This is a genomic window from Rubritalea tangerina, assembly GCF_042683245.1.
GTDB lineage: Bacteria > Verrucomicrobiota > Verrucomicrobiia > Verrucomicrobiales > Akkermansiaceae > Rubritalea > Rubritalea tangerina.
The window spans coordinates 95,058-116,409 of the sequence record NZ_JBHUJB010000021.1 but is presented as its reverse complement, the minus strand read 5'-3'; the positions used below and the strand labels follow the sequence as shown (position 1 = coordinate 116,409).

General features: G+C 48.8%; 17 protein-coding genes. 12 read left to right on the top strand and 5 right to left on the bottom strand.

Features of this window, described 5'->3' with window-relative positions; translation table 11 throughout:
- Positions 1–32 precede the first annotated feature (32 nt).
- Positions 33–2,807 carry a tetratricopeptide repeat protein gene (locus ACFSW8_RS04740; protein ID WP_377090359.1) on the top strand — a complete coding sequence of 925 codons (2,775 nt, stop codon included), beginning with the start codon at positions 33–35 and terminating at the stop codon, positions 2,805–2,807.
- A 26-nt stretch (positions 2,808–2,833) separates the two neighbouring features.
- Entirely contained in the window at positions 2,834–3,478 is a 645-nt protein-coding gene (locus tag ACFSW8_RS04735) for a hypothetical protein (protein ID WP_377090357.1), read from the top strand.
- On the opposite strand, the gene lysA is transcribed toward ACFSW8_RS04735, so the two are convergent.
- Both lysA and pheA read right to left on the bottom strand, forming a co-directional pair.
- A complete protein-coding gene (gene lysA / locus ACFSW8_RS04730; protein ID WP_377090356.1) occupies positions 3,468–4,766 on the bottom strand; it encodes a diaminopimelate decarboxylase in 1,299 nt (432 codons plus the stop codon). The two genes, ACFSW8_RS04735 and lysA, sit on opposite strands and share 11 nt — an antisense overlap.
- 4 nt (positions 4,767–4,770) lie before the next feature.
- Positions 4,771–6,048: a prephenate dehydratase gene (pheA, locus tag ACFSW8_RS04725; RefSeq protein ID WP_377090355.1), complete on the bottom strand. Its 1,278-nt coding sequence runs from the start codon at positions 6,046–6,048 to the stop codon at positions 4,771–4,773.
- Between the two features lie 249 nt (positions 6,049–6,297).
- Between pheA and ACFSW8_RS04720 the strand changes: the two genes are divergently transcribed.
- The 8 genes from ACFSW8_RS04720 (at position 6,298) to ACFSW8_RS04685 (ending at position 16,678) form a co-directional block, all read left to right on the top strand.
- Positions 6,298–8,688 carry a PSD1 and planctomycete cytochrome C domain-containing protein gene (locus tag ACFSW8_RS04720; RefSeq protein WP_377177578.1) on the top strand — a complete coding sequence of 797 codons (2,391 nt, stop codon included), beginning with the start codon at positions 6,298–6,300 and terminating at the stop codon, positions 8,686–8,688.
- A gap of 52 nt (positions 8,689–8,740) precedes the next feature.
- Positions 8,741–10,213 carry a DUF1501 domain-containing protein gene (locus ACFSW8_RS04715; protein WP_377177576.1) on the top strand — a complete coding sequence of 491 codons (1,473 nt, stop codon included), beginning with the start codon at positions 8,741–8,743 and terminating at the stop codon, positions 10,211–10,213.
- A 13-nt stretch (positions 10,214–10,226) separates the two neighbouring features.
- On the top strand, positions 10,227–12,104 hold the full coding sequence (locus tag ACFSW8_RS04710; RefSeq protein ID WP_377090352.1) for a c-type cytochrome domain-containing protein: 1,878 nt from the start codon (positions 10,227–10,229) through the stop codon (positions 12,102–12,104).
- A gap of 2 nt (positions 12,105–12,106) precedes the next feature.
- Entirely contained in the window at positions 12,107–12,634 is a 528-nt protein-coding gene (locus ACFSW8_RS04705) for a sigma-70 family RNA polymerase sigma factor (RefSeq protein WP_377090351.1), read from the top strand.
- Between the two features lies 1 nt (position 12,635).
- Positions 12,636–14,177, top strand: a complete 1,542-nt coding sequence (locus ACFSW8_RS04700) for a LamG-like jellyroll fold domain-containing protein (RefSeq protein ID WP_377090350.1) — start codon at positions 12,636–12,638, stop codon at positions 14,175–14,177.
- Positions 14,178–14,182: 5 nt separating this feature from the next.
- The gene (locus ACFSW8_RS04695; protein ID WP_377090349.1) at positions 14,183–15,220 is read left to right on the top strand and encodes an NHL repeat-containing protein; all 1,038 of its coding nucleotides are present in this window, start codon (positions 14,183–14,185) and stop codon (positions 15,218–15,220) included.
- Positions 15,221–15,436: 216 nt separating this feature from the next.
- Entirely contained in the window at positions 15,437–16,009 is a 573-nt protein-coding gene (locus ACFSW8_RS04690; protein WP_377090347.1) for a discoidin domain-containing protein, read from the top strand.
- A 228-nt stretch (positions 16,010–16,237) separates the two neighbouring features.
- Positions 16,238–16,678 carry a hypothetical protein gene (locus ACFSW8_RS04685; protein ID WP_377177574.1) on the top strand — a complete coding sequence of 147 codons (441 nt, stop codon included), beginning with the start codon at positions 16,238–16,240 and terminating at the stop codon, positions 16,676–16,678.
- On the opposite strand, the gene ACFSW8_RS04680 is transcribed toward ACFSW8_RS04685, so the two are convergent.
- Positions 16,675–17,028, bottom strand: a complete 354-nt coding sequence (locus ACFSW8_RS04680) for a gamma-glutamylcyclotransferase family protein (RefSeq protein WP_377090344.1) — start codon at positions 17,026–17,028, stop codon at positions 16,675–16,677. The two genes, ACFSW8_RS04685 and ACFSW8_RS04680, sit on opposite strands and share 4 nt — an antisense overlap.
- Positions 17,029–17,071: 43 nt before the next feature.
- On the bottom strand, positions 17,072–18,199 hold the full coding sequence (gene obgE, locus ACFSW8_RS04675) for a GTPase ObgE (protein ID WP_377090343.1): 1,128 nt from the start codon (positions 18,197–18,199) through the stop codon (positions 17,072–17,074).
- Positions 18,200–18,431: 232 nt separating this feature from the next.
- Here obgE and rpsP point away from each other — a divergent pair, with 232 nt between their 5' ends.
- Complete coding sequence (gene rpsP, locus ACFSW8_RS04670) at positions 18,432–18,683, top strand: 30S ribosomal protein S16 (protein WP_377090338.1); 252 nt, start codon at positions 18,432–18,434, stop codon at positions 18,681–18,683.
- A 148-nt stretch (positions 18,684–18,831) separates the two neighbouring features.
- Positions 18,832–19,122 carry a putative quinol monooxygenase gene (locus tag ACFSW8_RS04665; RefSeq protein WP_377090337.1) on the top strand — a complete coding sequence of 97 codons (291 nt, stop codon included), beginning with the start codon at positions 18,832–18,834 and terminating at the stop codon, positions 19,120–19,122.
- Between the two features lie 6 nt (positions 19,123–19,128).
- Here the strand turns inward: ACFSW8_RS04665 and ACFSW8_RS04660 are convergent, their stop codons facing one another.
- The gene (locus tag ACFSW8_RS04660) at positions 19,129–21,348 is read right to left on the bottom strand and encodes a molybdopterin oxidoreductase family protein (protein ID WP_377090335.1); all 2,220 of its coding nucleotides are present in this window, start codon (positions 21,346–21,348) and stop codon (positions 19,129–19,131) included.
- Positions 21,349–21,352 lie beyond the last annotated feature (4 nt).

The window sequence follows — 21,352 nt, the reverse complement described above, 5'->3', positions numbered from 1 at the left end:
TGGATGCGCTAGTTATGAAAAGCAGCTTTTCTATGAAACCACTCTCCACCATAGCCCTCCTAAGCCTCTTATCATACTCCCAATCCTACGCAATTGGCGAAAATGCGCCTCAACCAAAGGGCAACACCAACTCTACTGAGCTGAAGACATCCAGTGCGAACAACTCGGATAACCCCCTCAAGCTCCACCCGCAGTATGGACTATTGCAACAATTGAGTGACCCATCATACACCAAACGCGAGGAAGCCACCAAACAGCTCTGGGAGCTCGGCGAAGAAGGTCTACCACTGCTAAAATTCGCCTTCCGCTCCGATGACCCTGAACGCTCAAAGCGCGCTGAAATCCTTATTAGAAATATCGAATCGGGCGTACTTCCTACTACCGACAAGAATGTCATCAAGGCCATCGACGCCTACCGAGCTGCCAGCACGACCCAAGGTAAACTCAAAGCCATTGATACCCTCATAGAACTGAAAGCTCGCAAACAAGTCCTCTACCTCCTTCACTGGGAAGAAAATGATGCGATGAAAGCGGAGATTAGCCGCAACCGCAAGCTGCGCAGCGTCGCCCTCGCGGCAGCACATGAAGCCCTCGCTGAAGACAACATCGATGATGCCATCGCCTTGCTGAGAATTGCACCGCATGAAACATTCAATATGCGCGCGTTAGCGCACTTACTCCTACACACAGGCGGAATCGACAAAGAACTGCTCAGCATTGACCCTAAATCACCCGAAGCCACTGATTGGAAACTTATCCTCCTGAAGGCAAAAGGGGATCTCCCAGCCCTCAAGCAGTTCGCCCAACAAGAACAACTCAAACCCACACTTGCAACTATCGCTCTGCTTGAAGGGAACGCGTCACCCATTCTTGAACACTTCAAGAAAGAGAGTAATGACGCCAGCCAACGCATCATCCTCGACACCCTCACGCGGCATTTCCAAAAGCGCGACCAGCAAGAAGCCCGTGATGTCATCGAAAAACTCGCCGAGCAACTCGATGAAGAAGCAAGCGACGGCAGTGATGCTGAATACATCGCTCGCAATGCTATGTTCTTCGGCTTCCGCGATATCGGTGAAAAAATTATTGCTAAATACGACAAAGAAGAGGCCATCAAATACTTCGCTTCCCAAGAATACTCTGACAAAGAATTTGCCCTCTATGGTGCCCCAGACCCAAGCAAAGATGCTGAGGCCTTCGAAAAGTGGCTCAGCAAAGAGATCAAACGTGAACTCGACGGCGACCTCGCACTACTTGAGGAAAATGAAAGCTCCATCGAGCTAATTGCCACTTTCTATCTAGAACGTGGGGAAGTCGCGCGCGCCATGCAAGTACTCAACCCACTGCTAGCTGCACTCGAAAAAGATGGGGACGACCGATGGTTCAATATTCTAGAACTTCTTTACCTCAATGGCGCTCAGGACAGCATGGTGAGCACACTCGTTGAACGGGGAAACGAAGACGAACATTATCGACTGCTCTGCAACCACCTCTTCGGTGACGTTCAAGAGACCGCAGACCTCTGGAAAGCTATCGATAAACTCTACCCAGACGCAAACAGCGAAGACCAACTCTTTCGCTTCCTCAGCCTCATGGGTACCGCAGGCGCCAAAAAGGCCGAGTTCCCACACCTCAAACTCCAACAAGCAATTTATGATGATGCTGAGCGAATCGGCGGCACGACTCTGCGATCAGCCACAGAAATCCTCGCATTTGCCGCTGAAGTGCGAAGCGATTCAACAAGCGCCCTTAGATTTTATAAAGAGCTCTGCAAAGATGTGGAATACGCGGAACGTAAAAACTTCGACGAAAAATACCGTCAGGCCGCAGAAGCTCAATTCAACTACCAAGAGATCATTAACTCCTACGATCTCGTCCCTAGCGCCTACAAAAACTCACCCACAAGACTGGCTCGTTATGCCATGGCATTGCGCAAGCTCGGCAAAAGTGATGAGGCTGAACGCGTGCTAGAAAAATCCCTCGTCCGCACACTGGGTACAACAAAGCTCGTTAATGCCGTCGCCGGTGTCATGCATGAATTCGGATACCGACAGGAAGCACACGCTCTCTGGCTGAACACATTGCTAAGCCTCAGCCCATCTGAGTGGGATTTCTTCTACACACTCAATTACATTAATAACCAATCCCACTACGCAATGCGCTCCCAGCAATGGAAGCTCGCCAACGCCCTCAAGCTTGCGGAAATCGCCATCTTCACGGAACCTAGCATGCGCCCCGTGAGCTCCTACCTCACACTGCGCTCCGGATTTACAGCAAACTTCACTTACGGCATGTCACTCATGGAGCAGGGGAAGGTAGCTGATGCGACTGAAATACTCGGCTCAGCCCATGATAGCCTAATTGGCGACGGCACACTCGCGGATGATTTCTTCCCAGCTTTGCTTAAAACCCCACTTCAAGATGAAGCAGATCAATGGTTTGAAGCCTCATGGAGACATGTAGAAAAAGAAATACATGCTTACCCGAACGACCATAACGCCAAGAATACAGCAGCCTGGTTAGGCTCACGCGCGGTGAGGCGACTTGACGCCTCACTCACACATGCGCGCAATGCTGTTAAATTGCGCCCAAACCAACCAGCTTACATCGACACTCTCGCTGAAACCTATTTCGCCAAGGGGGATCGCAAAAAAGCCATGAAGAACAGCCAAGCCGCGCTCGATTCCATTAGTAATGGCCTCGGACTCACCCCTACGAGCCTCGACCGCTCCTACAGCATGTATTCAGAGCTCTTAGACCAACATAGACGCTTTACAAAAGATCCATTCCCAAGCAGCAATGAGTAGTCGCAGCTAACACCTGCATTCTCATTATGTGGAAACTTGTTATCCTACTCGCACTCGCTCCATTTGTTGGAGCCTGCATTTGCGCCAACCTCTTTGGACTCAAAGCTCTAACCCAGCCCTCCAAGCTCAGCTGCGATGTTGACACGTTACTGAATAAAATCCTTTCAGTAATGGATAGAACAAACATCTCAATCCACTACGTCAAAAGACAAACATGGCCACGCGTGAACCAACACACCATTGAGCTGCCGCAACAATACCGTAATAGCAAAAGCTCGATACACCACGCCCGCGCTTGCCTAACACTTAGCTACACACTTCTCTATCAAGAGCACCAAGAAGCTATTGATTGGAGGTTGAAAACAATTAAGACCGGCTACCTCCTACCACTTTTCACTCTCCTGATAGTCGCATTCTCATTTCTTATCGGAAAACTGCCCGGCATCATCATGATCGCCTCACTCACCTTGAGCCTGGGCATCACTTCCTGCCTACTCTGGTGGAGCTTAAGAGTAGAAAGAGATGCGGCCCACCACATGGCGAGCCGCATCGAAAAATTAAGAGTTTTACCCAGACTCAGAGAGGAAGAAGCACTTACTGAGACCCTCAAAGCCCTCCCTTGGGCATCTCTGATTCCTGGGGTTTTCCTTAAGCTAACAACTAAAGGTTAGCAATTTCAGACTCTAAGATAGCATCCACAGATTGACGTGGACGGATGACACGAGCTGAGTCGCCATCCACCAAGATCTCTGCTGGTAAACCACGAGTATTGTAGTTAGAAGCCATCACAAAACCGTAGGCACCTGAGCTAAGAAGAGCGATGAATTCACCCTCCGCAAAGTCAGGTAAATCGCGGTTCTGGCAGAAGAAATCACCAGTCTCACAAATAGGCCCAACCACATCCATCGTGATGTGTGGCGTTTGCTTAGTGGGCTCTTTTACAGGCACAATCTCATGGTGACCTTCATAAAGCGCTGGACGAATCAAATCATTCATACCCGCATCAACCACCTTGAATGTCTTGGCGGTGCCTTTTTTCTCATAAAGACACTCAGTCAACATCACACCAGCATTGCCAGCAATGTAGCGGCCTGGCTCAACTAAAATCTTGAGACCTAGATCCTTCAGGAAAGGAACCACACCTACAGCATAACGCTCAGGCGTCAGCGGCCGAGCCTCTTCAGTGTGGCTTTCCCACCACTCAGTAGATCCTGATGCAAGGGCAGGGGAGTATACAATCCCAACACCTCCACCAATGGAGAAAAATTCAATTCCGTACAACTCCTTCAAACGCGCTGCCAAAGGAGCCACCTTCTCAGCTGCCTCAATAAATGGCTTCACGTCAGTAAGTTGAGATCCAATATGCATCTGGAGACCACGCAAAGTGATATTCTCAAGTTTTGATGCGCGCTCGTACGCCGCTTCAATAAATTCAAAATCTACACCAAATTTGTTCTCAGACTTGCCTGTAGAGATGTACTTGTGCGTCTTAGCATCCACATTGGGGTTCACACGAATTGCCACTGGAGCTTTCTTCCCAAGCTCACCAGCCACCTTGTCAATAAAGGCGACCTCAGCTTCAGATTCCGCGTTGAAACAATAAATCCCTTGCTCAATCGCGTATACAATCTCGTCGCGAGTTTTACCCACACCAGCAAAAGTGCACTTCGCTGGATCACCACCAGCGGCAATCACTCGCTTCAATTCACCACCAGAGACGATGTCAAAACCAGATCCCAAGTCGGCCAACAACTTCAAGACTGAGAGGTTAGAATTTGCCTTCACCGCATATTCAATCCCGTGATCGAGCTCAGTGAGCGCCTCGTCCAAGCGTGTGTAATTATCACGCAAGGTGGCTGCGCTATACACGTAACTCGGAGTTCCATACTCCTCAGCAATTTGCTGTAAGTCTACATCTTCACAGAATAGTGAACCGTTTTTATATTCGAAGGAATGCATTTCGTTAGTTCGTTTTGTTTGAGTGTTTAATTTCTTGGTAGCTGCCCAAAATTTTAATCATTGAACAATGATCTTGAAGGTTTTCTAAAGCTCTTATCACGTTATCACTCTCAGCATGCGCAGAGATATCGACATAAAAATAGTACTCCCACACCCGTTGCTTCGAGGGGCGAGACTCGATTTTTGACATGTTGATATCCTGCTCCTCAAAGGTCTTTAACGCTTTCACCAGTGATCCTGGTTGATCTTTGATTGCGAAGAGCAGGGAAGTGCGGTCGTCACCAGTAGGGGGACACGTCTTCTGACCAATCACCAGAAACCGAGTCGTGTTGTTTGAGTTATCCTGAACTCCTGACTCTAACATCTTGAGCCCATACATTTCAGCAGCCAATGGACCACCCATAGCCGCCGCACCTTCATTGGCTTTATCCTTGGCTATGTTAGCAGCCTTTGTCGTCGAAGACACCTCCACCAAATCAGCATGAGGCATGTTCTCAAGTATCCAATTGCGACATTGCCCGAAGACTTGCGGGTGTGAATACAAGGTTTTGATCTCGCTTTTATCAATGCTCGCCATGAGCCCATTTTCAATGCGCATCAAAATCTGAGCACAAATCTTCAAGGGGGACTCAACAAATAAATCCAATGTGTGAGAAACAGCTCCTTCTGTAGAATTCTCAATAGGCACCACACCATAACTCGCTTCCTTGCGATCCACACAATCAAACACATCCGCAAAGTTTGCCTGAGGTAAATAGGTCACACTGTGGCCAAACTTGCTGATCGCAGCTTGATGCGTCCAAGTGCCTTCAGGCCCTAAATAGGCAATTTTTAAATCATCCTCTAAAGCCAAGGCCGCAGACATGATCTCACGATAAATCGCACGAATGGACTTTTCCTCAATCACACCGTCACTCATGGACGAAAGCTTGCGTAACAATGACTCTTCGCGCTCAGGCGCATAAATCTGCAATCCTTCTTTTTTCTTAATTTCGCCAACTACGTGAACACAATCAGCACGCTCATTAAGCAACTCCACGAAACGTCTCAGCTGCGCTTCATCCACAAGCGCTAAACCAGCACCGACAATTTCACGGTAGATATAAAAAATAGATTCCTCAGGCAGACGACCATCACTGAAACCAATGAGCTTTGCACGCGTCGCATCATCTACAGAACGATGCGCCAAATCATCAGACGCAGCTGATGCGCGTTCCTTTAGAATCGTAATGAGCTGAAAATCAATCTCGTCAATCTTTTCGCGGATGTCGTCAAGTGGCACGGCTAGTCAATGAGTCTGGGTTGCACCAGCAATCGCACTGGCATGACTCCCAATAAATCTCATGCCAAGCGCACGCAAGCCTAAGTGTCCACACAAGCCACAAATTCAAGCCAAACGAAGCAAAACCCTAGATCTCCCATCAACCACACCCATCAATAACTTAACACAATGCATGTAATGCGGAATAACCAAATCACCTTTCCCTAGCTCCACTCGCTGAACCACCCACCAAGAATAAGTGAAAATTAAATGACACCAATCACACTTACTGAGGAGTCTCTTAGTGTGGACGCACATACACCGACATCTTTACTCGCACTCTTCTCAGCAACATCCCTCCTACTTTCCAGCTGCAACAAACCAACCGTCACAGCTCATGAAGCATCACCTCCTGAGCAAAAGCCAGAAACAACTTCCACGGACTCCGTTGCCAATCAATTCGCCGCTCTTGGTGAAATTAGCTTCAACGAACACGTTCGACCTATCCTAAGTGACACCTGCTTCCACTGCCACGGCCCAGACAAAAACAAACAAGAAGCCGGTTTTGCCATTCACACCTTTCAAGACGCCACCGCCGAACTCACTCAAAGCAAAGGTAAATTTGGCATCACCCCTGGTGATCCTGAAAAAAGCGAAATCATAAAACTCATCTTTGAATCAGATGAGGACTACCTGATGCCGCCTGCAGACTCGATCCATAAGCTATCAGAAACACAAAAGCACATCCTCAAAGCTTGGGTTGCGCAAGGCGCCAAATATGAAGACCACTGGGCATTCACACACCCCAAAAAAACACCCCCCGCTCCCACACGTGACCAAAACACCACGAACTGGGTGAAAAACACGATCGATAGCTATGTCGCCGAAAAACACCACCAACACAAGCTCACACCTTCTCCTCCAGCCAAACCAGAAGTGTGGCTACGCCGAGTCACCCTCTCACTCACCGGTGTGCAGCCCACTCCTCAGGAACTCTCCAGCTTTATATCCGACTCATCCGCTACAGCTAAAGAAAAAGCTGTCGATCGTCTTTTAGCATCACCGAGATACGGTGAGCACATGGCCGTAGCTTGGATGGAAGCAGCACGCTATGCAGACACGGATGGCTTTCAGAATGATCACCCACGCGAGAATTGGCCATGGCGCGACTACGTCATTAAGTCGTTCAACGAGAATAAGGGTTTTGACCAATTCACCATAGAGCAAATCGCTGGTGACATGCTAACCAACCCGACACACGAACAATTAGTCGCTACCGCATATAATAGAAATCATCGACAAAATGCCGAGGGTGGAGCACTCGCAGAAGAATTCAGAGTCGAAAACACCCTAGACCGAGTCGACACCGTCGGAACCACCTACTTCGCACTCACCATGAGCTGCGCACGCTGCCACGATCATAAATACGACCCACTCTCACAAAAGGAATTCTTTGCCTTTTCAGGCTATTTTAACAATCTCGAGGAAAAACCAGTCACGCGTGGCACTCAGTCAAAACCCATCCTCACTTCAGCATCCCTCTTCCCGGAACTTCACCCAGACATCCCGCAGGCGAAACTCATGGTCTCCAAGGAAGCGGCAAAACCAAGAAGCACCTATTTGCTTGAGAGAGGCCAATACGATTCACCTGATAAGTCCGAATCACTCACCAATACAGTCCCCAAGATCCTTCTTGGTAACCATCCAGCTCCCAAAAATCGACTCGAACTCGCACAATGGATGATGTCCGAACACAACCCGATCACCGCCCGCGTCATCGTGAATCGTATGTGGATACACCATTTTGGCAATGGCCTCTGTAGCACCCCTGAAGACTTTGGCTCCCAGGCAGCCTACCCATCCCATCCAAAACTACTAGACTGGCTCGCTGTAGAATTCCGCGAAAGTGGGTGGAACCTTAAACACATCCATAAACTCATCACCCTCAGTGCCACCTACGGACAAAGCTCAAAAACTACACCTAATCTGTTAGAACAAGATCGTGATAATAAATGGTTAGCCCGCGGCCCCCGCTTCAGGCTCTCAGGTTACACCATCCGGGATCAGGCCCTTTTCGCTTCAAATGCACTCCATGAAAAACTCGGCGGACCATCTGTAAAACCCTACCAACCGCATGGGCTTTGGAACAGCGTTGCTCACAATAAAAACATCTTCTATAAAGCATCCAAAGGCCAAGACCTCTACCGCCGAAGCCTTTATACGTACTGGAAGCGAGCGGTCAACCCACCGCGCCAACTCCTATTCGATGCTGCAAGCAGAGAGCTCTGCAGTGTTACAGTCAATCGCACGAACACCCCCCTTCAAGCCCTCGTTTTAATGAATGACGAAACCTTCCTCGAGGCGGCACGCCTGCTCGCTGAGTCCGTCATCACAGATCAAAGCATCAGCAAACATAAACACGCCGAGTCAATCTATCAGAAGGCTATCGGCTACATAGCCAACACCAAAACCCAGACCATCCTCCAAAACGCTCACCAACACTTCATCAATTACTACACCAATCACCCACAAGAAGCTGAAGCCTTTATCAATATCGGCAACTCAAAACCCATCTCGAACTACCCCGCTGCCGAATTAGCAGCACTGACCGCTGTCGCTCACATCGTCATGAATACCGATGAGATGCTCAATATTGAATAACTCTAACACCTAAAACTTGATGAACTTCCACAATCCAATTGATGAAAACAGAATGCTGCAAACGCGTCGTCACTTCTTTGGCACGATGGCAAAAGGAATTGGCGGGCTCGCCCTCGGCTCCCTAATCGGGAAAGATTTTCTCAGCGCCGATTCCTCACCCAAGCTTGCCAATGGCCTCACCGACCTTGCACCCAAAGCGAAACGCATCATCTACTTATTTCAGAGCGGCGGCCCCTCGCCTCAAGATCTTTTTGACCACAAACCCTACCTTCAAAAACACAATGGCGAAGATTTACGTGATCACATTGAAATGACGCAACGCGTCACAGGAATGACTGCCAATCAAGCATCATTCCCAATCGCTGGAACACACTATAATTTTGATAGATACGGGCAGAGCGGAGCCGAGATTAGCGAACTACTCCCCTACACCGCCCAAATCGCCGATGACATTTGCATTGTTAGAAATATGTACACTGAGGCGATCAACCACGACCCAGCCGTCACATTTTTTCAAACCGGCTCTCAGATTGCCGGGCGACCAAGCATGGGTGCATGGCTTTCATACGGACTCGGCACCTCAAACAAAGATTTACCCAACTTCGTCGCCATGGTGTCGCGGGGGTCTGGCCGCCCGAACTGCCAACCACTCTACGACCGACTATGGGGAAGTGGCTTTTTACCCACAGAACATGCTGGCGTTAAATTCATGTCCATTGGAGACCCAGTCCTCTACCTCAGAGACCCAAAAGGCATGAGTAAGCAAGCAAGACGCAAAATGCTCGACCACGTCGCACACCTTAACCAAAACAAATTAGACGAGTTCGGAGACCCCGAAATATATGCTCGCATCCAACAATATGAGCTCGCCTATCGAATGCAAACCTCTGTTCCCGAACTCTCAGATATCTCGGATGAGCCAAAACATGTACTCGAAATGTATGGTCCGGATGTCACCCAAAGAGGCTCATACGCATACAACTGCCTCATGGCCCGCCGACTCGCAGAACGCGGAGTGCAGTTCACCCAGCTCTACCACATGGGCTGGGACCAACATTTCACCCTCCCAAAACAACTCCCAGGCCAATGCCGTGATACTGATCAAGCCTCTGCAGCATTAGTTAAAGATCTCAAGCAACGAGGGATGTTAGATGATACCCTCGTCGTGTGGGGTGGCGAATTTGGGCGCACCTCATACTCCCAAGGAAAGCTCACAAAAACCACTTACGGGCGCGACCATCACCCTCGCTGTTTCCCAATATGGATGGCCGGAGGAGGCGTAAAACCCGGTATCACGCATGGGCAGACTGACAAACTTGGTTACAACATCGTGGACCCAGACGGAAACCCCGTAATTGGCGATAAGCACCATTACAGCAAGCACGCGGTACATGTACACGACCTCCAGGCGACAATGATGCACCTGATGGGAGTTGATCACGAGAAGCTCACTTTCAAATTCCAAGGGCGCAACTTCCGACTCACTGACGTCCATGGGCATGTCGTAAATGAAATTCTAGCATAACTCAGACTCTACTATGTTGAAAAATAAATGGTTCTGGTTCAGCGCTCTAAGCCTCACCTCTATTCTACTCCTCAGCCTTCCAGTATTCTTCCCTGAGCCTGCCACAGCGGATAGCCTATTACATCAGTGGTGTGACTTCCTGGGCTCCTTCCACCCACTGATACTCCATTTGCCGATTGGATTCCTCACACTCATCATTCTACTGGAGGCTTGGCAACTCATATCAAGACAAGCACAAGTTCCGATGACCATTCCGCTCCAGCTAAATGCTGTCGTGGCCGTCATAGCCTCACTTTTTGGCTTCCTCTGGTTTCAGACAGGTCAGTGGTCAGGCGAATCCATGAGAAATCACTTATGGCAGGGACTCATCTTTTCCTCATGCGCAATATGGCTCCCGTGGATCTACCAAACCGTCCGCTCACCACTCCCCTACAGAGCCTGCCTATTCGGAACTCTCGTAATCATGACCTCTGCTGCACATATCGGAGGGGAATCCGTGCATGGTGACCCACTCGCCAAGGCTCCATGGCTAGTGAACACACCCCCACACGTCTCTACCCCAACCCTAACAACTGACCCAGTCGTATACACCGACATCGTAGTGCCGATCCTAGAACAGAAATGCTATAAATGCCATGGAGCTGATAAACAAAAAGGGGCACTCCGCTTAGACTCTATCGCATTCATGATTGAAGGTGGCGAATCCGACACAGCACTCATACCTGGTGACGCCTCTAGCAGCCCACTAGTAACCACCATCCACTTACCGCTTAAGGACGACTACCACATGCCACCAGAAGGCAAACCTCAAGTTACCAGCCAAGAGTTAGCAGTGCTTGAATGGTGGATCGACTCAGGCGCCAAAGAGAACACCAAGCTTAGCCAAACACAAATCCCATCAAAGCTAGAGAGCTACTTTGCATCTTTTGTAACACCTAAGAAAACTCCTAACGAGGCAACTCAAGAAACCAAACAACCAACTATCTCCCCCGAAGTTTATAATCAATTTCTTACCAAATACCCACACACCTTAGACTGGACTCAAAAGGGAGCATCCACCCTCAGATTCTCTGCCGCATCAATACGCACAAACTATCACGATAAAGATCTCCAAGCACTGAGCCCATTTTCGAGTCAACTCGTTGAGCTCGACCTTAACGGAACATCCATATCAAACACAGCTGCAACTAACATACTTAAGTTCCCAAACCTAGAAAAACTCACAGTTGCAGCCACCTCAATCTCTGATGACTTCATCGAAACACTCCAACAACACAAAGGTATCACCACCCTCGTGCTTCACTCCACAGAGATTAGTGACCAGTCGGTCGATGCATTGGCAAGTATGCAGCAACTCAAAAAACTATTCCTCTGGAACACAAACTTAAGCAACACGTCTGTCAAAAAACTCATTAAATCATTGCCAAATTGCCATATTAACACCGGCGAAAACCACACAAGCCACAACGACCAACTCTACCTTGGTCACATTGATTTATCTCTCAGTTCGCGTTGGCACAACATCGATCGCACTATTGAAGAGCACTTCCTCAACCCCAATTATCAAGGGCCACACACCTACACCATCCACACAAATCAAGAACTCAGACCATGGGTCATGCTCGATCTGGGTGCGAATAAAAAAATCACCAGAATCAACCTCAATAACCGAACCGACCTAATGGAGCGCGCTAACCAAATTAAAGTATCCACCTCCATAGACGGAACACATTGGAAGTCAGTATACCAATCGACTAATCGCATCACTTCAGATTGGAAAATCAAAGTGCAACAATATGCTAGATATATTAAAATAGAACTAAACAAAGACACCCCTGAGTACCTTCACCTTAAAAACATCCAGATCTACGTAACCCAAGAAAATCACTAGAGATGGAAATCCCCAACACTAGCAACGCATTCATTGAGTCCTTAACGCAACATCAGCTTGCTATTAAGGCCTATGTGCGTTCCTCAATCGGTCACTACCTAGATAGTGACGATGTCATCCAAAAGACCAATATCGTGCTCTGGAAAAAAGCTGAACAGTGGGACCCTAACACCCCCTTTCTACCATGGGCTCTTCGTGTCGCTCACTACGAGATTCTCGCATTCTACAGAGACCGCTCCAGAAGCAAATTACTCTTCGATGAAGATGTCCTCGAAATGCTCACATACGAATCCAGCACACACGCAGAGTCCACATCCGAACGCGTACTCGCACTACGTTCATGCCTCACCTCGCTGAAGAAAGATCATCAGCAAATTCTATCAGCCAGATACGCTTTCAACCACTCAATCGCCGAAATTGCAAATGGCGCATCACGTTCAGAAGATAGCATCAAAAGCTTGTTATTGAGAGTGCGAAAACAACTCAATCGCTGCATCACTAAAAAGCTAAAACACTCACCCCTCCCATAAGATGAAAGAATATTCAATAGACGACCTCATCACCCTCTACCATTCAGACACCATAGACGCCAGATCTCAACTAAATGAGATTCTCCGCAAGCACCCTAACCTGAGAGCTGAATTTTCTGCCTACCTCTTCGATGAGGAACTCCTCAGAGAAGAACTTAAAGTCCTCGAAATCGAGAACTTCATCGGCCCTGAGCCCACAATGCCTTTAAAAAAGTCACTCACGAAAAAAGGAAATATCATCCACCACATCACATGGTTCAGCATGGGCGCTGCCGCAGTTGCTCTCATCGGCTTCTCAACCACCATGCTCCACCAATCATCCGAGCAACCAGGTAATTCAAGCCCACCCATCATCACCCAGAATCAACCTCAAACTGAGGATGATTGGATTGCCAAATTCAGTGATGCCGCACCTAACACCAGTTGGAACTTGGCCCCAAATGCCAGCATTGGATCTGAGTTCCAACAAGGCACCTATGAACTCAAATCTGGCCTCGCTCAGCTAACATTCTCATCAGATGTAGAACTCGTGATCAAAGCTCCCACTCGCTTCGAAATCATCGATAACATGAAGGTCATCTTACATGAAGGTAGTATGCGCGCCCACGTGGGCGAACGTGGTTATGGATTTATAATCAACACCCCCGACACCAAAATTCGTGACCTCGGTACTGAATTTGGAGTCACCGTCTCGCAAAACCAAGAGACTGATGTCCATGTCTTCACCGGCGAAGTTGAAATCCACTCAGAACAACACGACACCCCAACCTTAGCTCAGGACGGATACGCTGCTCGCTGGAAAAATGGCTCCACCGTCACACAGCTCAAACAAAATGAGTCGCTCTACCCCACTAAACACACCATAGCGAGACAACGCTGGATCGAAGCGAGACAAAAAACTTTAAGCGATCCATCACTCACCGCATTTTTCGACTTCTCCGCTAAATCCACCGATCTCCCGAATGCTGCAGGCAATTCAATTCCGGCAGCCACACTTCACTCACCCACATGGGTCAGTGGCAGATGGCAAGATCATGCGGCACTCTTATTCGATCAAGATGACCAGTGGGCACAATTCGAATTACCAAACTACCAAACCTCATTCACATTCCAACTCTGGGTGCGCATTGATCACTTTCCTAACGCACTTAACACCCTCCTAAATTCTCCGGAGTGGAAACCTGCTGCCCACCATTGGCAACTCACTAACAATGGCAACCTTAGGGTGGGCCTAGGAGGACCGCATGGCTACGCAATCACTTCGCGTGGGAACAGCGTCAGCGCCGGACAGTGGACACAACTCACAACAACCTACAACTCCAACACCAAAACCCTCAGCTACTACATTAATGACCAACTAGCACTCAACCACCACAACCATTACGCAGAAATCATCTTCGGCAAATGTCAAATGGGAGTCTGGCGCTCACATGGATCACCCAGCAGAACCTTGAGAGGGAAAATTGATGAATTCACCATTCGTGAAAGATGCCTAACACCCCAAGAAATTGCAGATTCCTACCATATAGGGAAACCGTTCTAATACATATGAAAAACACACCTATTGCACTCATGTGCTGTCTATCCATCACCTCAAACGTGCTCTACGCACATGAACACCACAACCATGCAGCGAAAGATGTCATCGCAGAACCTAACAAACCCACAGGCTCTGGAGAATTTATCTACCAAGCTGACCCAAACTGGGGCACTCTAGAGAATGGTGAAAATTTAGGCCCGACCCACGGAGGTGTCGCAATCGATGAGGCAGGATTAATCTACCTCTCCACTGACGGGAAAGCTTCAATTTACGTATTCAACGAGAGCGGATCACTAGTCAAGACGATCGCCCCACAAGCCCGCGGCCTCCACCAAATAACCATTCGCAAAGAAGGTGACAAAGAATACATCTACGGCGCCCAATTGAACGCCTACGGAGGTAAACGCATTGAAAAAATCCTAAAGTTAGATCTCGATGGCAACACCATCATTGAAATCCCAAATGAAAAATCAGGCAAAATCCCTGGAGGCTTTAGCGGCATGACTGGCGTCGCTGTCGCTCCAGATGGCTCCATCTTTTGCTCTATTGGATATGGCTCACAGTACATCCACAAATTCGACAACCAAGGGAAACACCTCTTCCATTTCGGCAAGAGAGGCAAAAAATACAACCAGCTCAAAACTCCCCATAATTTAGCAATCGATCACCGCTTCGGCACTCCTCGCCTACTTGTTGTTGATCGTGAGAATAGACGCCTCGTCCACTACGACCTCGAGGGCAATTTCCTAGGCATCTATGCAAAAAATTTGAGACGACCATGCGCCGTCTCCTTCCACAAGCATTTTTGTGCAGTCGCAGAGCTCGAAGCTCGCGTCACCATTCTAGATACTGAAGGCAACCACATTAGCCATTTAGGTGACAACCCTAACAAGTCACTCTGGGCCAACATGAAAGTGAAACCCGAACAGCAAAAAATCGGCCTATTTTCAGCACCTCATGGCCTATCATTTGACAGCGCTGGCAACCTCTACGTCCAAGACTGGAACGTCACAGGCCGCGCAACCAAGCTAACACGCGCCAAATAGGTCCCGACCTCGGACGCCCCCACTTTGCATATTAAAAAACACAAAAATGTGACACCCGCAGACAACTTTCGGAGTCATTCTTTGATGAATAGCCCCCCACTAATCATCGATACTCAGAAATTGTAAACTATATGAATAAACTACTACCCCTTCACGTGCTCGGAGCCTGCACTCTTATAAGCACGACTCACGCTGCATTCCTGTCCCCCATATTCCGTGTCCGCGACATCATTCTACGGAAATGGTGGAGTTTCCACCCCAGCCATTAACATCATTAATCTTTCTGGCCTAACTGGAACGGGAGCTACTGCCACTCACGACAATAATTCAAACTCAGCTACAATGTGGCACGCAGCTGATGCAAACCCCGGAACCGGCCCCGCCACAGTCGATGATCAAAGCCTCACATTCTCACTTGGCGGAGCCTACAACATCTCTGACATGTATGTGTGGAACCACAACCAGGCTGGACTAACTGCACGTGGTGTTAACCAATTTGATCTATTCGTCTCATCAGATGGAACTAACTTCACACAAATAATCACTGATGGTTCACTCGCCCAAGCTGGCGGAGGCGTAGAACTAGCCCAAACAATAAACTTTGGCAGCACTCAACTCAACATCACACATGTTCGACTTGAAATCGATTCCGCACACAGCGGATCTACTAATGACTATGTTGGCCTGTCCGAGGTTGCATTTGAAGCCACTGCCGCCGTACCTGAGCCCACATCCCTTACCTTACTCAGCCTTGGAGGTGTGGCATTGATTTTCCGCAGAAGGAAATAGAATGATACTCTGCTCACCCATTCAAGCGAGCCAACCACCGGCTCGCTTGAATCCATGGAATCTACCACTCATCAATCTAATTGATTTGACCCAAACTGAAATCTATCAAGTATCCGTCGTATGCAATGCACCCGTGGATTTTCGATGACACTTAAAAGCACCGCTCTAATTGCGGCAGTTTTCTCAGCAACAAGCTGCGTCCCGATGAGCAGCTCGCGCACACCCAATATGGGACAAAGTGAAGTCACCCCAGAAATGCGTGCACTTGAAATCGCCACAGAAGAATCTGGTAATTTCTACTACGGGCGTCGCTACTTTGTTGAAAAAACGCGGTTCTGGGGCTACGTCCGCAAACCCCGCCAACCATGGTCCAAAGCTCAGCTGGTCGTCATGAACGAAGACTCCGTCAGACAACCTGACAGACTCCCAGAAGATGGACCGAGCAACGCTCGCCACGGATACGATCAAAATTCGAATTACCGCATCACCGGTCACTTCACAGGTCGCAAAATATACGAACCAGCAAGCAATCTCTTCTTGCCTGAATTCAAAGCCACTGGCTACCGCCGCATAGACACCAATGGTGGCTGGCTCTTTACCCCACAGGATTACTACAACAAAACCAAAATTACCTTGGTGAACGAAACAGTCTCACAACCCACTCGCTAAACGTCCAACCAATCCCCCGATGCAATCAATGTGAGACTACTCACCTCTCTCACATATTCCCACACCCACACCTCAGCCACAGAGCCATCTTCTAATTCGACTGCGCTCAAGACACGGCGGTACTCCTCCCCCTCGTACGCATCGAGCTGCGCCAGTGTATTCTCATCCACTGTGTACACCTCGCCAATCACCGCCCTCCCACTGTTGCTTAGAACAAGACCAGGGTACCAATCGACACAGTAAAGATTCCCATGAGCTATAGCGGTCGACACGAACGAGGCCGACGCCATGCGGTGTGCATTTGACGCCTCACGACGTAAGGTCCCATAGACGAAAATGTGATAAGTCACGAATTACTTGAAATGCGTGAAAATGGCATTCAACAAGTTGACACTAAGCGTCACCCCGCTCCACAAAGGACTCTAAATCATCAATTTCCTCTTCAGATTCATCAGGCGCGTTTCCATGCAAGTGGTAGCCCACTGTCTCGTCGAGATAGGCCCGCAACTCTCCTAGTCCGTCCTCATTTTCAGCGGAAATAGGAATGATTTTCACCTTAGGGAAACGCATCTTGAAGTTCTCTAGATTTTCTTCAGCACCTTCTAAATCCATCTTATTAGCCACTACCACCCACGGGAACTTTGCCAATTCCTCATCGTACATCTTCACCTCAGTTCTGAGAATCTGTAGATCTTCAATCGGGTCACGACCATCAAATCCAGCCATGTCGACGACAAATAATAAAAGGTGACAACGAGTAATGTGCCTCAAAAACTCATGCCCAAGCCCACGGTTCTCATGCGCCCCCTCAATCAAACCAGGAATATCCGCAACAGTACAGCGACGGTATCCCGGAAATTCAACCACCCCTACAGTGGGTTGCAATGTCGTGAAGGGATAGTTACCCACCTTGGGCTCAGCGGCTGACAACTTTCCGACTAGCGTCGACTTACCTGCATTGGGAAATCCTACCATCCCAGCATCAGCAATCCGGCGCAATTCAAAATAATACACACCCTCATCCCCCTCAGTTCCCAAGGTGTGCTCTTCAGGCGCTCTGTTGGTTGATGACTTGTAGTGCCAGTTACCCTTACCACCCTTACCACCTTCACAGAGCACAAAAGTATCTCCAGGCGTTGTCAAATCGACGACTGGATCCAAATCAATCCCTTCACCACGCTCCATTTCTACCGCTTCCTTCAGCGATAACGCAGGGCTCTTGTAAATCACTGTACCCGGAGGTACTTTAGCAATCACCTTCTTGCCATTCTTACCGTGCTTGCGCGCACCAGCTCCATGCGCACCACCCTTGGCTACCAATTTAGGGTCGTAGAAAAATTGACGCAGATTGTCGGTGTGAGGACTACACTCAATAATAATGTCGCCTCCATCACCGCCGTCACCACCATCAGGTCCTCCCTTAGGCAAATATTTCTCACGACGGAAATGAACAACACCATTTCCTCCGTCTCCTGCCTTGCAGTACACGCGGATATTATCGATAAACTTGGCTTGCTTCATGTCTCTGGTGTTTCTACGTTCTCCCTTGCTGGGCGGAGCGACTTCTTACCAGCAAATCCCATTTCAGCAACCAACAATCGAGCCACTAAAGCATTTTTCTGCTCCTCTTGGTCACTTTTTCACCAAAATAGAACGATTTCCCTTGGCAAAACACCCTCTCCTGTGCAAGTTCCGCCCACCCGCCGACCCAGACTCCTCTGGTGAAGCGTTTATCAAATAACATTAAATTATTATGGTAGCACTCAGACTAAATCGCCAAGGTACGAAAGATCGTCCTTACTACAAGATCGTAGCCGTTGACAGCCGCAAGCGTCGCGACGGCCGTTACATCGAGCAAATCGGTACATACAACCCAATGCTTGAAGGTACTAACTTCACCATCGATCTTGAAAAAGCAGATGCTTGGATCGCAAACGGAGCTCAGCCATCTGACACCGTGCGCAGCATCATCAAAAAGGCTAAAAAAGCAGCTCTCGAAGCTTAAGCCTTCGCTAAGTTTTATTTTTTCTCAAAAGCCGCTCACACAGTGAGCGGCTTTTTTGTGCCCACACCACTCCATATATTATCTCCTTGCCGCCCAGCACAATGTCCTCTTGAGTAGAAACTCTCTAACATTTTAAAAATCCATTATTATGAGTAAATTAACTATCATAGCCGACATCCGCGCTCGTGAAGATAAAACACACCTCGTCAAAGCTGAACTCCTCAAGCTCATAGCGCCCACACGCGCCGAAGACGGATGCATCAACTACGACCTCCACCAAGATAACGACAACCCTGCCCATTTCATCTTCCATGAAAACTGGGAGAACCGCGAACTCTGGCAGGTCCATATGAATAGCCCACACATCGCGAATTACCTAGAAGCAACTGAAGGCTGCGTGGATGAATTCATCGTCCACGAAATGACGCACATCGAATAAGCCCTCTCACCTCTCCACCGTCACAGCACAGTACTTGTAACTCGGCTGGCGCGAGTATGGGTCAAAACTTCCCTTCGTCAGTCGATTCATTTCCTTGTAATGCATCGGCATAAACAACTGACCGGGGGAAACACTCGGCGTCACACTCGCTACTGCAGCCACAGATGCTCTTCGTGACCTAACCACCACACGACTATTGGGCTCCACTCCCAACTTGCGCGCATCGTCTGGGTGCATCTCTACATATAACTGATCCGGATGAAGCTTGCGCAACACCTCTGACTTTTTCGTCCGCGATTCGGTATGCCATTGAGCGGTGCTTCCTCTCCCAGTGAGTAAGACATAAGGAAATGCATCACAGGTCGGCTCAGCCACAGGCGTCACCTCACCATACACAAACTTGGCCCTCTGATCAGCGTGATAGTACTTCCCATCAGAAAATAATCTACGTTGATTATCCTCCACCACCTCCCCCACTTGATCACTCCGGCACGGCCACTGAATCCCTCCCATGTCATCCACCATCCGATAGCCAGTGATCCCAGAGAAATCGCAGGGCTGTCCCATTGTAAGATGCCCGAACATCTCAAAAACAGCCTCAGGGTGCGTCCATTTTCTGAATCGCTCTCCCACTCCCCAGTAATGGGCAATCAGCTTGAAAATGTTGAAGTCAGATAACGCCTCCCCTGGCGCTTGAGACACCTTTTTCACCAAGCCAATCCGACGCTCAGAATTGATAAACACCCCGTCTTTTTCAGCCCAACCTGCAGCAGGTAAGATCAAATCAGCAACTTCAGCAGTCTCAGTGTTTGCATACATATCCTGAACAACCAAGTAATCTAGCTTTTCAACTGCCTCCTTGAACCTATCCTGTTCAATCCATGAATGCACCCCATTCGTCGCAAGCACCCACAACCCCTTAATCTTACCCTCGTGGATGCCGTCAATAATCTGATCGTAAGCCCAGCCTAAGCCCGTAGGAATATGCTCTTCTTCAACACCAATCACTTTAGCCACCTTAGCTCGGTGCTCCGGGTTCGCAAAATCATGCCCACCCAGCAAATTTGTGGTGTTAGAGAACAGGCGTGAACCCATTGCATTACACTGACCTGTGATCGAGTTAGCCCCAGTCCCTGGCCGCCCCATATTCCCCGTCATTATCGCTAGATTGATGATTGCTTGAGCCGTCCGCACCCCCTCATGACTCTGATTCACCCCCATCGTCCACCAAAATGAAACCCTCTCCCCACGATGAATCGTCTCCGCCAACTTATGCATCTGATCAGATGAAATACCAGCCACCTCTTCCACCCTCCTCAAGTCAAACGCACGCACATGCTCCTTAAACCCTTCAAAGTTGCAAGTGGATTGTGCAATATAGTCTTCATCCACCCAACCACGTTCAATAAGAAGATTGGCTAATCCATAGAAAAAGACCAAATCGGACTTGGGTAAGATCGGGTAATGCTGCGTCCCCGCGACAGCTGTTTCTGTCTTGCGTGGATCAATCACAACAATCTCAGGATTGTTCCGATTGCGTTCTATCCGCTGCCACATGATCGGATGCGCTATACAGAGGTTCGACCCAACCAAAACAATCACATCGGATTCTTCAAAATCCTGATAGGTATAGGGAGGCGCATCAAAACCAAAGCTTTGCTTATAGGCTACAACCGAGGTCGCCATACATTGGCGCGTGTTCCCATCCCCATGCTTAATCCCCATGCCAAATTTTGCGAGCGCCCCCAAAAATGCCATTTCCTCAGCCACTATCTGTCCAGTACTGATAAAGGCGACAGACTCGTCTCCATGCTCAGATTGCACCTTTTTAAATGCATCACAAAAAGATCGCATCGCTTGATCCCAACTCACGACCTCAAGCTCTCCCGTATCCTGATTGCGCAGCATTGGCCGAGTCGCACGATCCTCTGCACCGAGAGGCGTCAGCGCCTCCCACCCCTTTGGGCAAGCCATCCCCAAATTCACCGGATAGTGAGTAGAAGGCGTTAAAGACACTGCCTGACCATCCTTTAAGTGCATATTGAGTCCACAACCAGTTGAACAAAAACCACAAACCACATTAGTTGTCGCATCGGGAACCAATTTCTCAGGAACTTGACCCAACCCAAACTTTCCTGGTGAGCGCAACAGCTCAGCGGTCTTAGGCCCCTCCCATTGCCGGATTGGAGGTAACACCTTTTCGAGTCTTTGTGTAAGTGTGGCCATATCT

Bases quoted from the DNA above. Each gene is read 5' to 3' on its own strand.
- ACFSW8_RS04740 (WP_377090359.1), top strand. From the start codon at position 33: ATGAAACCACTCTCCACCATAGCCCTCCTAAGCCTCTTATCATACTCC.
- ACFSW8_RS04735 (WP_377090357.1), top strand. From the start codon at position 2,834: ATGTGGAAACTTGTTATCCTACTCGCACTCGCTCCATTTGTTGGAGCC.
- lysA (WP_377090356.1), bottom strand. From the start codon at position 4,766: ATGCATTCCTTCGAATATAAAAACGGTTCACTATTCTGTGAAGATGTA.
- ACFSW8_RS04720 (WP_377177578.1), top strand. From the start codon at position 6,298: ATGACACCAATCACACTTACTGAGGAGTCTCTTAGTGTGGACGCACAT.
- ACFSW8_RS04715 (WP_377177576.1), top strand. From the start codon at position 8,741: ATGCTGCAAACGCGTCGTCACTTCTTTGGCACGATGGCAAAAGGAATT.
- ACFSW8_RS04710 (WP_377090352.1), top strand. From the start codon at position 10,227: ATGTTGAAAAATAAATGGTTCTGGTTCAGCGCTCTAAGCCTCACCTCT.
- ACFSW8_RS04705 (WP_377090351.1), top strand. From the start codon at position 12,107: ATGGAAATCCCCAACACTAGCAACGCATTCATTGAGTCCTTAACGCAA.
- ACFSW8_RS04700 (WP_377090350.1), top strand. From the start codon at position 12,636: ATGAAAGAATATTCAATAGACGACCTCATCACCCTCTACCATTCAGAC.
- ACFSW8_RS04695 (WP_377090349.1), top strand. From the start codon at position 14,183: ATGAAAAACACACCTATTGCACTCATGTGCTGTCTATCCATCACCTCA.
- ACFSW8_RS04685 (WP_377177574.1), top strand. From the start codon at position 16,238: ATGGGACAAAGTGAAGTCACCCCAGAAATGCGTGCACTTGAAATCGCC.
- obgE (WP_377090343.1), bottom strand. From the start codon at position 18,199: ATGAAGCAAGCCAAGTTTATCGATAATATCCGCGTGTACTGCAAGGCA.
- rpsP (WP_377090338.1), top strand. From the start codon at position 18,432: ATGGTAGCACTCAGACTAAATCGCCAAGGTACGAAAGATCGTCCTTAC.
- ACFSW8_RS04665 (WP_377090337.1), top strand. From the start codon at position 18,832: ATGAGTAAATTAACTATCATAGCCGACATCCGCGCTCGTGAAGATAAA.
- ACFSW8_RS04660 (WP_377090335.1), bottom strand. From the start codon at position 21,348: ATGGCCACACTTACACAAAGACTCGAAAAGGTGTTACCTCCAATCCGG.